The sequence below is a fragment of the Microbulbifer mixtoriginis (SeqCode) genome (genome assembly GCF_052467235.1).
This window is the reverse complement of sequence record NZ_CP174305.1, coordinates 2,654,921-2,669,962: the sequence shown is the minus strand read 5'-3', so window position 1 is coordinate 2,669,962 and position 15,042 is coordinate 2,654,921. Positions and strand designations below refer to the sequence as shown.

Below are 15,042 nucleotides of genomic sequence, written 5' to 3'. Positions count from 1 at the left end.
GATATAAATTAGGACGCAATGAGTACCCAAGATACCGTCTTGTTAAAAAATGGATTTACCGGAAAGAGAAAGGAACGATCACATCACTCCTTTCTCCAATCTAACCGTTAAGCCAATCAGATTTTAAAATTGTCCGGTCAGTGCCATTAGGAACAAATCTGGTGGCAACTGCTGGCCATTCACTTCCAGGCGCCCGCGATTCACCTCCAGGTGCATCTGCAGTTCATCGTTTTGCTCAATCAGCAAACCGTATTGTCGCAACATCATTGCCTGGCCTACCAGCGGCGACTGCAGCAACGCCGATTCTGCCGCGCTCAGGGTCATGCTGCCCACCAGAGGATTCAGCCATTGATTTAAAGCGCTGCCGTTGCGATGGCGCGGAGGTCGCTTCATTCCTTTCCAGTCAATATCCGCATCCACCAGAACCGGACCATTGCGAGATTCCACTACCAGCTGTTGTTGCAGGCGCAGGGGTGGACGCATATCACTCGCCCAATTGCGCTCCGCCACCGGCAGTAGTACACGTAAATAGTGGCCCAGATCGGCAGCCTTAATCTTAGGCAGGGTCATCTGTTGGCGCACAGAAGTAATAGGAGTGGCAGACTGCACACTGGGTAGCTGCAGATCACTCACCACTTTGAGGGTCTGCGCCGCGAGCATTTCTATATCCAGTTCCAGGCTAATATCCCGCAGTTCCGCCGGCCCCGAATCACGCTCGGCACGCAACAGTGACAGATATAGCTGTGCCTTACCGCCACGGCGGGGCTCTAACTGAAACTCTCCTTTAAGCGGTTCGGTAAATAATACTTCCACGCCATCGCGCATCTGGGTCAGGCTACCCAGATCGATTACCCCATCCAACACCGCGCCGCTATAATCTGTCGACACTGCAATCTCACCACCTGTAAATGCCAGCTGGCCAAAATCACCTGAACTTTTAAAGGGTTCCAGGCGCAGGGTATTGAGTACCCGGTTATCCGCTAAAACCAGGGTTTCCAAAACCAGGGGGCTGTTCTGCAAGCGGCCATAGATTCCCTCAAGCTGAGCGCGTAGCTGCGGGTTTAATTGCTCTAGATCTAGGCGGGTTTCGCTATAGATAACCCCCAAACGGGGCCCACCAGAAGTTAACAGCAATGGACCATGATGAATTTCAGTGTGCAGCTCAGTGGTGCCATTCTGTAGCGCCACCTCAGTATTGGTTTCAGCTCCAAACCAACCGCGTTGATAGCCGGTAGTGCTTCCCCCCTGCATCCTGCTCAGCTGCTGCTTCCAGACCTCCTCCACCTTGGGACCAATGAATCCTGGCGCCGCCAGGGCTGAAATTACCAGTAAAGCCAGTAGGATTAACAGAAGCCAACGCAAGAGTTTCATAAGAATCGATCTAACAACAGGATTTGCGCTGATGGTAGCAGATTATGAAGTTATTAGTGCGACAGCAGTAACAGGGCTGAACCTCTTTGCCTATTCCATAGCCCCAATGGGCGATTCCCTTTAGCAGGGGCCACGTTAAACAACCAGACATAACGGATTGCCAGGCTTGATATAAAATAACCCCTGAGCCTGTGAGTTAATGATAATACGGCACGAGTGTTCGCTATAAAAAATTAAAAGCTAAAAATATTCTCCCCTTTTATAAGTGCAATAACTCCCACAGATTCCAATAGCTAACTAACCCTCTATAACCCCAATATTTAGAGTACTTTGGCGCAGTCCTGCCGTATAATGGTATTCAAAGTTGTACCAATCAGAGAGATCTAATTTTGAAACCCGAGGTAACGTTACTAACCGTTAACGCTATAATCATCTGCGCCGCCTATCTCTATATCTACCCAAGGCATGCAGGCGCTGACCTTAACAAGATCATAATTAATGACCTCTTAGCAACCGGTATCGCACTACTGATCGCCGGCGCTCTCTTTTGGGATTCTGGATACAAGTTCAATATGCTGCTATTTACTGCTAACTGGTTTGGATTTTCTCTAATCAGCTTTTTACTAATTGAATTACCATTCTTTAAATGGTACTGGGATAAATACAGCGTTAGCTTGAGATAAGTTCTTTTGGCATCATAGCCAAGAAATGAGTAAATAAAGAAAAATATAGAGTACAGGGAATGAGCAACAAACAATTTTTATTAAGGGCGTTACAAATCTCTAGCATCTTTCTTTTAATCTTTTTAATGGCAATTCACTTACCCGAGGATCATCTCATTTGGAGATTGTTTCCTTTTATAACGGCTCTCATTGCCATAAATTACAACCGAAAAAAATTTCAGCAACCAATAATAGAAGATCCAGTTTCCTATGTAAGGTTTGATGGAGAGTTTATCTTCATTGGTGATCATTCAATTAAGAGATCAGAGATAAGGAAAGTTGCTGTCGACTCGGTTAAGGATCGCGGCTACTTTTCTCTCCCTTACAATCAGATATCTCCGGGAGAAATTCCAGAATTTACCTTTCCCTCCAGCAAAATAACCTCTTTTCGTGCACATCTGCAGAAAGAATTTGATACAAACGTGGAATTTATTACATAAAAAACTATGAGAAAACCGTTCCAAAATAACTGAACAATTTCATCAATTAATCGCCATTACTATCCTTACTTATCAAGAAGTAGATAATCACTATGAAAATACGTAAAGCCTCAAAGCATGATGTGCCCACCATCGCTAACATACATAGTGTCAGCTGGCAGGAAAATTATCGTAGCGTGCTTAGCAAACAGTACCTTGAAGATAGGATTCCAATGGAAAGGATGCGACTCTGGAAAGATCGCTTTGAGCACCCTAAATCCAATCAGCAGGTGTTTTTAGCTGAAGTAGAGGGCAATATCGCCGGCTTTATCTGTCTATACATGGATAATCACCCTGACTGGGGTACACACCTGGACAACTTACATGTACGCGAAGGCTACCACTCAATGGGAGTTGGCAAAGCGCTCTTTATAGAGGGCGCGCGCAGGGCTTATCAACAGGCTCCACATAGAGGCATGTGCCTTTTAGTCAACCAGGATAATATTAAAGCGCAATCCTTCTACCAAAAACTGGGCGGGAGACAAGTACAGGAAAGTATTTGGCATGCTCCCGATGGAAGTAAAGTACCAACTTATTGGTATATCTGGGAGCAACTAAACGAACTGGTCGATTTAGACCAATAAAGAATTCAATCTAGACATCATTGAATGCACATCCTCTGACCAATGCACAATAGATAGTATGGAAGAGATTTTTATCTATATTCTTTTTAGCAAAGTGAATCCACAGAGCAAGAAAAAAATAGAAGGATAATAAGGTGAAAAGGTTGATATTCTTTATTGGTATTATTTCATCCAGTAGCTATGCACAAAATATGACTTTGGCCGAAGCTGCTCTGGAGCGAACCTATCATAAGGTACGCTACGATCCTGCTTATGTGTCTATTCCCTATCCAAATGGAGATGTGCCGGCTGATACCGGTGTTTGTACCGACGTAGTGATTCGATCATATAGGAAGCTGGGGATCGATTTGCAAAAAGAAGTTCACGAGGATATATCGGGTCATTTTCAAGCCTACCCATCTAAACGCATTTGGGGACTTTCCAGGCCAGATAAAAATATTGATCACCGGCGAGTACCCAATCTACAGGCTTTTTTTACTCGCAAAGGGCAATCACTCTCAATAAGTAACAAGGCAGAGGATTATCTACCAGGGGACATCGTTACCTGGATGCTGCCCGGTAATTTACCACATATCGGTATTGTGACTGCGAAACGCTCTCTAAAGACCAACCGGTACTTGGTCGCACACAATATCGGGGCTGGACCCGTGCTGGAAGACATGCTGTTTTCCTTTAAAATTACCGGGCATTACCGATACAACGCCAGCCAAGCAACCGAAAAGATTGAGTAGCGAAAAAACTACGCTATTGCCAAGCGATTACGACCTTTCTTTGACCGGGATATGGAGAAACATTTCCGCTGTCGGGCTGGTAACCTGATATCTGGGTGGGTACAGCTCAAAGTCTGGCCTCTCAATATAGTCGTAATTGGACTTTGGCAACCAGCTTCCCCAAATATACTTCAATGTCTGTTCCAGGGTGGTAATAGATCCGCGGTGAACAAATTTTGCATATAGCTGCTCCGGTAGTTCCCGCGCCACCATTCCCTCGGGTACCTGAGTCAGGTCGGCAACCGGCGCACAGCAGACATACTTAAACTGAATTTCATCACCCGCTTCCTCATAACATTCATAGATACCAAAAGATTCATCGCTGATACGATTGGGGATTTTATCCCTGTAGGGCCGAAATGCAGACCAGAGCTTTGGCAAGCTGAGATTTTCATGGTCGTATTCCTGCGCTACCCCCACCAATTGCATCGCTGGCCGCGAAATAATTTGTGGCTCCATGGACAACTCATTTTGCAAGAGGTGCAGCATATGAGGGCTAAATTGATCCTTATACAACAACCGAAAAGGATCCTGCTGCTTTCGATACTGTGCCGGGGTTACGTTAAATAAAGCTTTAAACGCGCGAGTAAACGCTTCTTGGGAGTCAAATTGGCACTCCATGGCAAGCTCAAGAATACCAATATCTTCACTCAACAACCTCTTTGCGGCGACGGTCAATCGGCGCTTACGCAAATACTCTTTCGGTGAGTCCCCCACTAATGCCTTAAAAATACGGCTGAAGTGGTAGGTGGAGTAATGAGAGGCAGCGGCAATTTCGTGAACAGAAATTTTGTCATATAGATGCTGCTCTACGAAGTTAATACTTTTAAAAAATCGCTGCATGAGAGGCTCCTTTACTGCCAGTCTACGTTGGGGCGGTGAAATTTTCGAACAATACCTTCCCGGTTTAGTATGCCTTTAAATTAAATTCGCTCACTAGTGATAAAAAAGCGTAAATGGCTAAATGCCTTGTCCCTCAAAGGAATAATCGCCTGGTAGGCTGGATCATTAAAGAATGCATAGATCGCCTCCCGATCCGAAAAAGATACCACAACAAATGCCCTTGGTGACCGACCCCCGTCCAGGGCCTCTTCCACATCATAAGAGGCAATAGGCACCCCCCCATACTGTTGCATTAATTGCGGTGCCAGACCTATATACTGCTGAAGAGCCTGCGATTCCTGTAAGTTTGGTGAAGACTCTATATGTAAAAATACTGGTAACAAAGTAATAATCTCTTAAGTGTAAATAATTTTAGTTGCTTAACTAAGAGCTTCTAATGACTAACTTTGAGAGGCTACTCGCCTATACCAAAAAACCAGAAGTGGAACTATCGCAAGCTCAATAATCGTAGGCGGTAAGACCTGATCATCCACCAATCCAAATTCCAGAATATTGCTTAAGCGGCCCAGACCGCCAATGAAGAGGGATAAAGCCACGAAGTAAAACAATGCTTTATGTTTTTCGATATTGCTCAGGAAATACAGTAGAACCAACCCCTGGGCAAAGAAAACACCAAAGGCAAATCGATATTGATTATCCCCAAATCCTCTCAAGGGGCTATCCGGGCCAAAAATCATAGCACCACCACTCAGAGCAGCACTGCCATTCAGCCCTCCAAATGCACTGATACCACCGGGTACAAAACAGATCACCGCTAGCGCTACCACTAACAATTGGAAAATTTTTCTTTCTATAGAACTCGCCTGATTCATAGTGTCACCTTAGTTTGCCGTATTTGGAGTGATGACCTAATCATATTGGCCAGTAAGGCCCTATTTTTGATATTTCTTGCGGTCTTGGTATCCCACTAAGACAGCAAGAAATGTCAAAAGACGAGGCGCTTAACCGCTTATCTTTCTCTCCAACAGCCGGGTATATCCATATCCGGGCACCAGTTCCCAATATCCACAGAGACAGAAAGATGATTAAGAGTGTTTTGATTACCGGAGCGAATGCAGGCTTAGGCAGGGAGTGCGCCAAGCAACTGGCGGAATACCAGCAGATTAACAAGATCTATCTCGGCTGCCGCAATCTGCACAAAGCCAAGGAAGCCCAGGCCGAGCTGGTGTCGGAAACAGGCAGGAATATCTTCGAAGTATTGCTGATCGATGTCGCGGATCAACAAGCTGTGAAAGAGGCAGTTAAGAACCTGGACTCCCCAGTTGATGCGCTGGTTATGAATGCTGGCGGTACCGGGGGGAAAGAGTTTTACAACAAGACCCCTGAGGGAGTCACACAAATTTTCGCCGTCAACCTGCTTGGGCATGCTCTACTGACTAACGAGTTACTGAAAGCCAATAAATTAACGCAGGCTGCTATCTATGCCGGCTCCGAGGCCGCTCGCGGCGTAAAAGAGATGGGTATGAAGCGACCAGACCTGAAAAGCGCCTCTGTGGAGGAATTTATGCAGATCTGTGAAGGAAAGCTCTATGCCAGTACCAAAGACGCTACGGTACCCTATGGTCCGATAAAGTATATGGGCGCCCTATGGATGTCTTCCATGGCGCGGGAATTCCCCCATATCCGCTTCGTAACCATGAGTCCCGGGGCTACTATAGGCACAGAGGGCTTCAATACACTGTCGTTATTCAAGCAATATATGATGAAGGGCATGATGCAGATTATGCTGCTACTTGGCAAAGTCCACAAAGTAGAAATAGGCGCCAAGCGCTATATCGATGCCCTACTGGATACAAGATCCTTCCGCACAGGTATTTTTTACGGCAGTGAACGCGGATTGACTGGACCTCTTGGTGAACAGCGGAAGCTTTTCCCGGACCTGGACAATCCTACCTATCAAGACAATGCCAAAATGGCGATCAATCGCTTTATCTAGTGAAGGGTCGCATCAGGGAAGGGCCCTTTGCACCCTTCCCTGCCCCCAAGTTAACGCCACCGAAACCGCTTGTTTACCTATACTTGACTGTTAAATACTTACTGCTAAAAACAGCCAATGTTTCGGGTAATCTTTTCCCTGCTGTTGTTAATTCCCCTTGCCCTGACTGCTGCTGAAGATGTAGCTAAAGCAACTCCCCTGCGGCTGCTGGATCCAGCAACTGTGGATAAGTTCGTCAATGAACTGCCAATACCCGTAGAAATCCACCCTCAGGGCTCAGCCCCGCTTAAACTACCCGCCCGCCCCACTGAAGTTTGGATGGGGCTACGGGATAAGAAAGGCAAACGTTTAATGACAAAGGCCTGGGGTTTTGAATATGCAGGTCGCATCCACTCTCCTGGCCCTACTATTCGCGCCCGAGAAGGCCAACCGGTATTTGTACACTGGGCCAATGAGCTACCGGGTCCGCATCTATTTCCTGTGGATCGATCTATTCACCTCGCCGACGTAAAAGATCCAAAAGCTGTACCTATGATTATCCACCTTCACGGCGGGCATACAGAGTGGAAAAGTGACGGCAACCCCCTCGCTTGGTACACCCGCAATTATCGTGAGACGGGACCATTATTTGAGAAAAAGATTTACGAATACGACAACTCCCAGGATGCCGCCACTATCTGGTATCACGACCACACCCTGGGCATGACGCGCCTTAATGTTTACGCAGGTCTATTCGGTTTTTACCTGGTTGGCGATGACAATGAAGACCATCTGATACAGGAGAAGCTGCTCCCCGCAGAAGAGCGCACTTTTGTAGCCGCTATTACAGACAGCTTGTTTAGCTCCGATGGGCAGCTGTATTTTCCTGGCTGGAGGGACCAGCCTCCATCACCGGTTTCCCATGAGGTGGTTAAGGCCAATTGGCCCAATCCATCCCATCTCGACGAATTTTTTGGCAATTTTATTCTGGTAAACGGTATGACCTGGCCCAAAGTCAGTGTCACTCCACACGTCTATCGATTGCGATTACTCAACGCATCCAATACCCGCACACTGATACTCAGGATCGACGAAAATACACCCTTTGTACAAGTCGGCGGTGACGGCGGATTTCTCGATTACCCTGTAAAATTGAACGAGTTGATATTGGCACCTGCAGAGCGAGCAGATGTTTTAGTAGATTTCAGCGGTTATGAAGGACGTGAACTGACACTGCGGAACTTTGGGCCGGATGTCCCTTTTAAAGGATTTGTAGAGGCTAATGATCCAAAGAGTTCAATTCCACTTGTCTATAACCCGGATGGTAAACGCGTATTAAGCGATGGGCGCGGCGGCATCACACCAGCTACCGATCCAAATACTACAGGCCAGATCCTACAATTTCATATTGCTCCAACACCGATAAACGGCCCTTCTAATAAACAGAAATCAGAGATTCAAAATACCATTGGAGATTTAAAACTCAGCCTAAATACTCCCTTACGCGCCCCACTTAATAGGCTTAACCAAGCCAGCCATACACGACAACTTGCCACCTACCGGTTGGACGATCCCTACGGCCGCAATCTACTCATGTTAGGTCCAGTAAAGGAGGGCTCCCTATTTTTTGAAGACCCTACTACAGAAATAATCCAACACAACGCCGTTGAGATCTGGGAGATATACAACCCCACCGTATCGGCCCACCCTATTCATATTCACTTGGTGGAATTTCAGGTGCTGAACCGCCAGCCTTTTAAAGGAAAGCTAATCCCCAAACCACAGAAATTTATGCACACAGGTGAAGTATTTCAGGGAGCACGACTGGAGATAGAATCTCTACAGGGAAAACCTCTTCCACCACAGCCAGAAGAAAGCGGCCCCAAAGATACAGTCATCGCGCTTCCCGGCCAAGTGACCCGGGTAATTGCGCGCTTTGACCGCGAGGGACTCTATGTATGGCACTGCCATCTACTCTCCCATGAGGATTACGATATGATGAGGCCATTTAGGGTATTGGCGCCAAAACCAATAAACAACCAGTAATCCATTAACTTTTAAGCTCTAATCTAAGATGAAAAGTAAACACCTAGAAACTAATCGATAAGCCGAACAATAAATAAGACAGCAAGAATAAGAATAGAACCAAACAACATCATCAATGGTTACAATCACCCAAGAAAATCAAAAACAACTCGGAATTGAGCTTTACAAAATAAGTAATTACGATGAAAACACTAATAATATTATTATTTTTTACACTGGCATCAGGGGCAATTGCCACTGAAATACCGGAATTAACAAAGGAAAACTTGAAGAAAAAAGCTGCCCTTATCAATGAGCCACAAAACAAAATGCTGATGAAGGGATCGACAATCGAAGATATCGACAAACTATTTTCTCACTACACCGACGACTTTATCTATATCCATGAAGTTTATGGTGGCACCTATACCAAAGAGCATCCATACAACAACTCTATTAAATATTTAAAGGAGGGAGAATATCAAATAACTGACGCCAGATATAAAATTATATCAATCATCGCCGGCTACAAAGCAGTGTCACTTGAGCAGCAACAAGCCTATCAAGGCGTTACTTCTAACCACTCATCAACCTTTGAATTTGAGGGTAATTAGGTTTCAAAAATTATTGAATATTCGAAATAGCAATCACATCAACAACAAAAGATTCAGAATAAAAGCAAAGAAAGTAACACTGAACACCCTGAATATAATTTCTCGCCACTGCAATGACACTAAAACCTGCCTGGAAAGGCTTACTCCAATAAGCCCTTCCAGCAGCCTAAAACTAAAATTGAACAGTGACACCCAATTCAAACTTATCTAAGTTTCTGTCCGTATTCCAAATAGTTTTAAAGACATCACTGCCAAAGCTTGTGTACCTGAAGGTATTTTCTAAAATGGTAGTATAGGAGGCTTTTATCGCAACATTTTTATTGAGAAAGTGAGAGAAACCTACTCGATAATCACTATTTTCATCATAATCGACACCTAAAGAAGAATTTTTAGTAAAATAATAATTTGCAGCCGCTCGCCAATAATTATCCCACTCATTATCATTCAAATAATTAAATTCAAGCGACACATATTTATCACCACCAATTTTAGAAAAGTACTTTGAAGAAAAAATCTGCCAATCAAAAACAATATCAGTAGAAACATCAAACCCGACATAATCAGAATCATTCAATTGATAGTTATAACGAGCTTTTGCATATGTAGCCCCATCAGTATTGTAAATCTTCATTAAGAAATTAGATGTAAACAAATACCCCAGTGAAAATGTATTAAAGTTATCTCGCCCAAAAGTTGTCAGGTTACCACCAAACACAAATCCAGCTTTTGAAAAAAATTCTCCACCCAAGGCAAAGTCATCACTATTACCGTAACCTTTAGCACTATGGAAATAGGCCGCCGACAAACTACTAGCCTTATTAATAAACTCAAACTCGTTAAAAGGTCCCAGAGAGCTTTTTACAGAAAAATAATAAGTGGTTTCTGCAAAAAACTCATCCCTATCACCCTCATCAAAATCCAAGTCAGAGTAGCCGAAATTGGTGATCGAATTGTACTCTTCAGCGACAACGTCTAAAGCCACAAAAAATACAAACAAAAAAATAAAACCATATTTTTTCACACCAAACTCCTTTTTAAGGAAATCCATATTGAAGTCTTCAGCTGAGACCCAAGCTATTTAGAATGGTTCACAACAAATATAACTATCTCCACTGCATGCCACATTAATCAACATAATTTGATTTTTGGCACAAAAAAGTCAATTAGCATGAGGGTTTTAACCACATAAAAAACAAGAAACTTCAAAAATAGAGCCATCTCGGACCAACTCTCAAATCCGACAAAGGTTTAAGGTGACAAACTGACTGACAAAAGCTTATTAGCAAAAATTACCTCAAGGCACTTTGCGAGAACAAGCAACAAGAACTGAATTAAATTGAAATCGACAAATAAAGAATTAATTAATCATGTTTAGCCAGCTGACACACCCACTATACAAATAATATAGAGCATTCTTTTTAGGTGAGGGCCCAACCAAGGAACTCTTAGAACTATTACAATTTTATAATACACGCAAGCAAACAGCTTAATCAGAACCTATATAAACTTATCGAAGCTCGACCAAAAATTCGAAACTTTGAATGCAGACACCATCACCCCATCCCCACCACACATAAACCTAAGAGGAAAAACGAATCCGCATAAATTCCATGCATCGAAATTAATTAGCACGCTTACTTTATATCAGCACCAATAAAGAAAAATATAATTAGCAAACATTTATATTTTTAAACTTATTATTTTAGAAAAGATCAGGTAGCGACCCTGAGCATTTATTTGACAGCAGAAAAATAGCAATCTGGAAGATTTTTTAATTTAAAAAAAATTTTATTAAATGCAATTTGGCTTCAAGAAATAAGGGTTATTTATAAAAGAAAGTTCACACTAGAAGACAGTCTGATTTTCTAGTGTGAACTAATCATAGCTTTTCAGCAAGGCACGAAAGCCTTAGCCACACGGGAGTTGGTCTCGCGCCCCAGCTGTTCAGAAATAAAGTTCCCAGCCTCTGCCAACAACTGCAAATCCACACCGGTTTCAATACCCATGCCATTGAGCATATAAAGCACATCCTCACTGGCAACATTACCGGAAGCGCCGCGGGCATAGGGGCAGCCGCCCAGGCCAGCTACGGCGGAATCTACTACTGCGACACCCATTTGCAGGGCCGCGTAGATATTGGCCAACGCCTGGCCGTAGGTATCGTGGAAATGCACAGCAAGTTTTTCCACAGGTACACGGGCCATCACCTGCTCCAGCATACGCTTGGCGGCTTCCGGGGTGCCGACACCGATGGTGTCGCCGAGGGAAATTTCGTAGCAACCCATTTCCAATAGAGCGGCACTAACCTCTGCCACTTTGGCCGGGTCAATATCGCCTTCATAGGGGCAACCAAGTACGCAGGATACGTATCCGCGCACGGGTATACCGTCTTGCTTGGCTTTTTCCACCAGTGGACGGAAGCGCTCCAGACTCTCAGCAATACTGCAATTTATATTTTTCTGGGTGAAGGCTTCTGAGGCCGCGCCGAATACGGCGACCTCATCCGCTTTGGCTTCTACTGCACGCTCGTAGCCTTTTAAATTTGGCGTGAGCGCACTGTAGATAACACCGTCTTTGCGCTGAATACCCGCCAGCACTTCCTCGCTGGCGGCCATTTGCGGTACCCACTTGGGGCTGACAAAGCTGCCGGCTTCAATAACCGACAACCCGCTAGCACTGAGTTTGTCTACCAAAGCGATACGGGTCTCCACAGAGATAGGCTGCTTTTCATTTTGCAGCCCATCGCGGGGCCCCACTTCGACGATTTTGACTTGCTTGGGCAATGTCATTATTGCTCCTCCCCGGCAAAATCCACCAACAGGCTGCCGCCATCCACCAGCTCACCTTCGGCGCAGAAGAACTGCTGCACGGTGCCGGATGCTGGAGCCCGCAGGGTGTGTTCCATTTTCATGGCTTCCATGACCAGTAGTGGCTGGTCTTTTTCCACCGTAGAGCCGGGCTCAACCAGCAGCGAAATTATGGTGCCGTTCATGGGGGCATCAAGGCCGTGGGCCTGGTCATTGCTCTCACCGATATCCGGTGGCAGCAACTTAAATTCCACCTGGGTGCTATCGATAAATACAGCACCGCCATCGCGGGTATCCACGGCGGAGAAACTCATGCGGCGGCCATCCACCAGCATCAAGTCGCGTCCCGGCAGCAGGCGAATGTCACCGCTGTTTTGTTCTTCAGGCAAGGCATCGCAAGTCCAGCGCAGGCTATCGCCCTCCGCAACAAAGCGAATTTGAGCGTGCTGACCACGGTAGTCCACCGTCTGGGTGCGACTGCCAGCCAGAGCATTGCGCCAGTTATCACCGTTGTGCCAAGGGGAGAAAGGATCCCGCTGCGGTGCGCTGTTGCGCAGATCGCGTTCTTCACGCTGCTGCAAATAACCTCCAATAGCAGCGCATTTCAGCGGCGTCAGTGTCTGCTCCTGATGCAGTACTTCCGCCTCGTAGTCCTCGATAAAGTGCGTCGAAATACAACCGCTGGCAAATGCCTGATGATTGATCACTCGGCGCAGGAATTCGATATTGTGACGCACACCGGCAATCTGATAATCACGCAATGCGCGATCCAGTTTGGCCAGGGCTTCTTTGCGGGTGCGGCCGTGGCAGATCAATTTGGCGATCATCGGGTCGTAATGCACACTGATTTCATCGCCGGTCTGCACACCGGTGTCCACCCGCACGCCCTCGCCTTCCGCCGGGGGCTGGTGACGCACCAATACGCCGGTTGCCGGCAGGAAATCATTGTCCGGGTCCTCGGCGTAGATACGCACTTCCATGGCGTGGCCGTTGATCTGCAGCTCATCCTGGCTCATGGGCAGGGTATCGCCAGCGGCAACTGACAACTGCCAGGCCACCAGGTCCTGGTCGGTGATCATTTCCGTCACCGGGTGCTCTACCTGCAAACGGGTATTCATTTCCATAAAGTAGAAGGCACCGCTGGCATCCAGCAGGAACTCCACCGTGCCGGCACCCACGTAACCAATCGCGTGGGCCGCGCGCAGGGCCGCTTCACCCATGCGGGCGCGCAGCTCCGGAGTCATGCCCGGTGCGGGAGCTTCTTCCACTACTTTTTGATGGCGGCGCTGCACCGAGCAATCCCGTTCAAACAGGTAGACACCGTTGCCCTGCTGATCGCAGAACACCTGGATTTCCACATGGCGGGGACTCACCACATAGCGCTCCAGCAGCATGATGTCGTCGCCAAAGGCATTCATGGCCTCACGCTTGGCTGCAGCTAATGCTTCGTGGAATTCATCGGCGTTGTCGACACGGCGCATGCCCTTACCACCACCACCGGCAGCGGCTTTCAGCAATACCGGGTAACCGATGCGATTGGCATGGCCTTCCAGCAGCTCTTCATTTTGGTTTGTGCCGTGGTAACCAGGCACCAGGGGCACATTGGCCTCTTCCATAATACGTTTGGCGGCGGACTTGGAGCCCATCGCCTCAATCGCCCCGGTGGGCGGGCCAACAAAAATAATGCCGGCGCTATCGCAAGCGCGGCAAAACTCGGCATTTTCCGACAGGAAGCCGTAACCTGGATGTATGGCATCAGCACCAGTCTGCTTGGCAGCACCCAATACCTTGTCGATACCCAGGTAGGAATCCCTGGCCGGGGCCGGGCCCAGGTGTACCGCTTCGTCCGCCATCTGCACATGCAGGGCGTCGGCATCCGCATCGGAATAGACGGCGACAGTGGCCACCCCCAGGCGGCGGGCGGTCTTGATAATACGGCAGGCAATTTCGCCGCGATTAGCTATTAACAGTTTGCGAATCATAAAATTATCCTTCGCCGCCATTCATCCATTTGGGTGCGCGCTTCTCTAAAAACGCACTTAGCCCTTCCTGCCCTTCCGGCGACACACGCACGGCAGCGATCAACGCGCTGGTCTGGCCCTGCAATTCATCGTTGATAACCCGGTTGGACATGGACATGGCCAGTTGCTTGGCCATGGCGACCGCCTTGGGGCCATTATCGGCAATGGCATTCACTAATTTCTGCACATGCAGGTCCAGCTCGCCCTCGGCGCAGACTTCAGATATCAAACCCATCTGTTCTGCGCGCTCGGCGGAGAAGCGCTCCGCAGTGACAAAGTAACGGCGCGCGCGGCGAGTGCCGATCGCATTGATGACATAGGGGCTGATGGTAGCGGGCAGTAACCCGATTTTGACTTCCGACAAACAGAAGCTGGCGCGCTCAGAGGCCACGGCCATATCACAGCAGCTCACCAGACCCACGGCCCCGCCAAAAGCGGCGCCCTGTACTCGCGCAATGGTGGGAGCTGGGAAAGTATCGAGCTTGTACAGCATGGCAGCAAGCGCGGCCGCGTCGCGGCGGTTTTCCTCTTCTGAATAAGTCGCCATGCGCTTCATCCAGTTGAGGTCAGCTCCGGCAGAAAAGCTCTTGCCATTGGAAGCCAGTACCAACACACGAACAGCAGGATTTTGCGCCAGAGTGTCAAAGGTGGTGGCCAGCTCGTGGATCAGTTCATCATCAAAAGCGTTGTGGATTTCCGGCCGATTCAGGGTGACCGTGGCCACGCCCTCGCTATCCACTTCGCACAGCAATTTATCGCTCATTGTAATTCCTCGATTGGGGCGTTTCTCTCTAGCGGCACCGGGGTAGCCCGCGGCACCGCAACCACAGT

14 protein-coding genes are annotated in these 15,042 nt (G+C 47.3%); 6 read left to right on the top strand and 8 right to left on the bottom strand.

Annotated elements, in window-relative coordinates; translation table 11 throughout:
• Positions 1 to 123: 123 nt before the first annotated feature.
• Positions 124 to 1,371 carry a DUF945 family protein gene (locus ACJJIO_RS11695; RefSeq protein ID WP_444883589.1) on the bottom strand — a complete coding sequence of 416 codons (1,248 nt, stop codon included), beginning with the start codon at positions 1,369 to 1,371 and terminating at the stop codon, positions 124 to 126.
• A 742-nt stretch (positions 1,372 to 2,113) separates the two neighbouring features.
• On the opposite strand from ACJJIO_RS11695, the gene ACJJIO_RS11690 reads away from it, so the two are divergent.
• From ACJJIO_RS11690 to ACJJIO_RS11680, 3 genes are all read left to right on the top strand, one after another.
• Positions 2,114 to 2,533, top strand: coding sequence for a hypothetical protein (locus ACJJIO_RS11690; RefSeq protein ID WP_444908576.1), 420 nt, complete (start codon positions 2,114 to 2,116; stop codon positions 2,531 to 2,533).
• Between the two features lie 92 nt (positions 2,534 to 2,625).
• Entirely contained in the window at positions 2,626 to 3,156 is a 531-nt protein-coding gene (locus ACJJIO_RS11685) for a GNAT family N-acetyltransferase (protein ID WP_444908575.1), read from the top strand.
• Between the two features lie 134 nt (positions 3,157 to 3,290).
• On the top strand, positions 3,291 to 3,887 hold the full coding sequence (locus ACJJIO_RS11680; protein WP_444908574.1) for a DUF1287 domain-containing protein: 597 nt from the start codon (positions 3,291 to 3,293) through the stop codon (positions 3,885 to 3,887).
• A gap of 27 nt (positions 3,888 to 3,914) precedes the next feature.
• Here ACJJIO_RS11680 and ACJJIO_RS11675 read toward each other — a convergent pair whose 3' ends face one another.
• The 3 genes from ACJJIO_RS11675 to ACJJIO_RS11665 all read right to left on the bottom strand — a co-directional run bounded on the left by ACJJIO_RS11675 (position 3,915) and on the right by ACJJIO_RS11665 (position 5,641).
• Positions 3,915 to 4,769: an AraC family transcriptional regulator gene (locus tag ACJJIO_RS11675; protein WP_444908573.1), complete on the bottom strand. Its 855-nt coding sequence runs from the start codon at positions 4,767 to 4,769 to the stop codon at positions 3,915 to 3,917.
• Positions 4,770 to 4,849: 80 nt separating this feature from the next.
• On the bottom strand, positions 4,850 to 5,152 hold the full coding sequence (locus tag ACJJIO_RS11670; protein WP_444908572.1) for a DUF1330 domain-containing protein: 303 nt from the start codon (positions 5,150 to 5,152) through the stop codon (positions 4,850 to 4,852).
• Between the two features lie 57 nt (positions 5,153 to 5,209).
• Positions 5,210 to 5,641, bottom strand: coding sequence for a DUF4345 domain-containing protein (locus tag ACJJIO_RS11665; RefSeq protein WP_444908571.1), 432 nt, complete (start codon positions 5,639 to 5,641; stop codon positions 5,210 to 5,212).
• A 209-nt stretch (positions 5,642 to 5,850) separates the two neighbouring features.
• Between ACJJIO_RS11665 and ACJJIO_RS11660 the strand changes: the two genes are divergently transcribed.
• From ACJJIO_RS11660 to ACJJIO_RS11650, 3 genes are all read left to right on the top strand, one after another.
• The gene (locus ACJJIO_RS11660; RefSeq protein WP_444908570.1) at positions 5,851 to 6,765 is read left to right on the top strand and encodes an SDR family NAD(P)-dependent oxidoreductase; all 915 of its coding nucleotides are present in this window, start codon (positions 5,851 to 5,853) and stop codon (positions 6,763 to 6,765) included.
• Between the two features lie 117 nt (positions 6,766 to 6,882).
• Positions 6,883 to 8,790: a multicopper oxidase family protein gene (locus ACJJIO_RS11655; protein WP_444908569.1), complete on the top strand. Its 1,908-nt coding sequence runs from the start codon at positions 6,883 to 6,885 to the stop codon at positions 8,788 to 8,790.
• Between the two features lie 182 nt (positions 8,791 to 8,972).
• A complete protein-coding gene (locus ACJJIO_RS11650; RefSeq protein WP_444908568.1) occupies positions 8,973 to 9,383 on the top strand; it encodes a hypothetical protein in 411 nt (136 codons plus the stop codon).
• Between the two features lie 172 nt (positions 9,384 to 9,555).
• On the opposite strand, the gene ACJJIO_RS11645 is transcribed toward ACJJIO_RS11650, so the two are convergent.
• From ACJJIO_RS11645 to ACJJIO_RS11630, 4 genes are all read right to left on the bottom strand, one after another.
• Entirely contained in the window at positions 9,556 to 10,404 is an 849-nt protein-coding gene (locus tag ACJJIO_RS11645; protein WP_444908567.1) for a putative porin, read from the bottom strand.
• 868 nt (positions 10,405 to 11,272) lie between these two features.
• Positions 11,273 to 12,172 carry a hydroxymethylglutaryl-CoA lyase gene (locus ACJJIO_RS11640; protein ID WP_444908566.1) on the bottom strand — a complete coding sequence of 300 codons (900 nt, stop codon included), beginning with the start codon at positions 12,170 to 12,172 and terminating at the stop codon, positions 11,273 to 11,275.
• Entirely contained in the window at positions 12,172 to 14,172 is a 2,001-nt protein-coding gene (locus ACJJIO_RS11635; protein ID WP_444908565.1) for an acetyl/propionyl/methylcrotonyl-CoA carboxylase subunit alpha, read from the bottom strand. Before ACJJIO_RS11635 ends, ACJJIO_RS11640 begins: the two co-directional genes overlap by 1 nt.
• 4 nt (positions 14,173 to 14,176) lie before the next feature.
• Positions 14,177 to 14,974, bottom strand: a complete 798-nt coding sequence (locus tag ACJJIO_RS11630; RefSeq protein ID WP_252084285.1) for an enoyl-CoA hydratase/isomerase family protein — start codon at positions 14,972 to 14,974, stop codon at positions 14,177 to 14,179.
• Positions 14,975 to 15,042 lie beyond the last annotated feature (68 nt).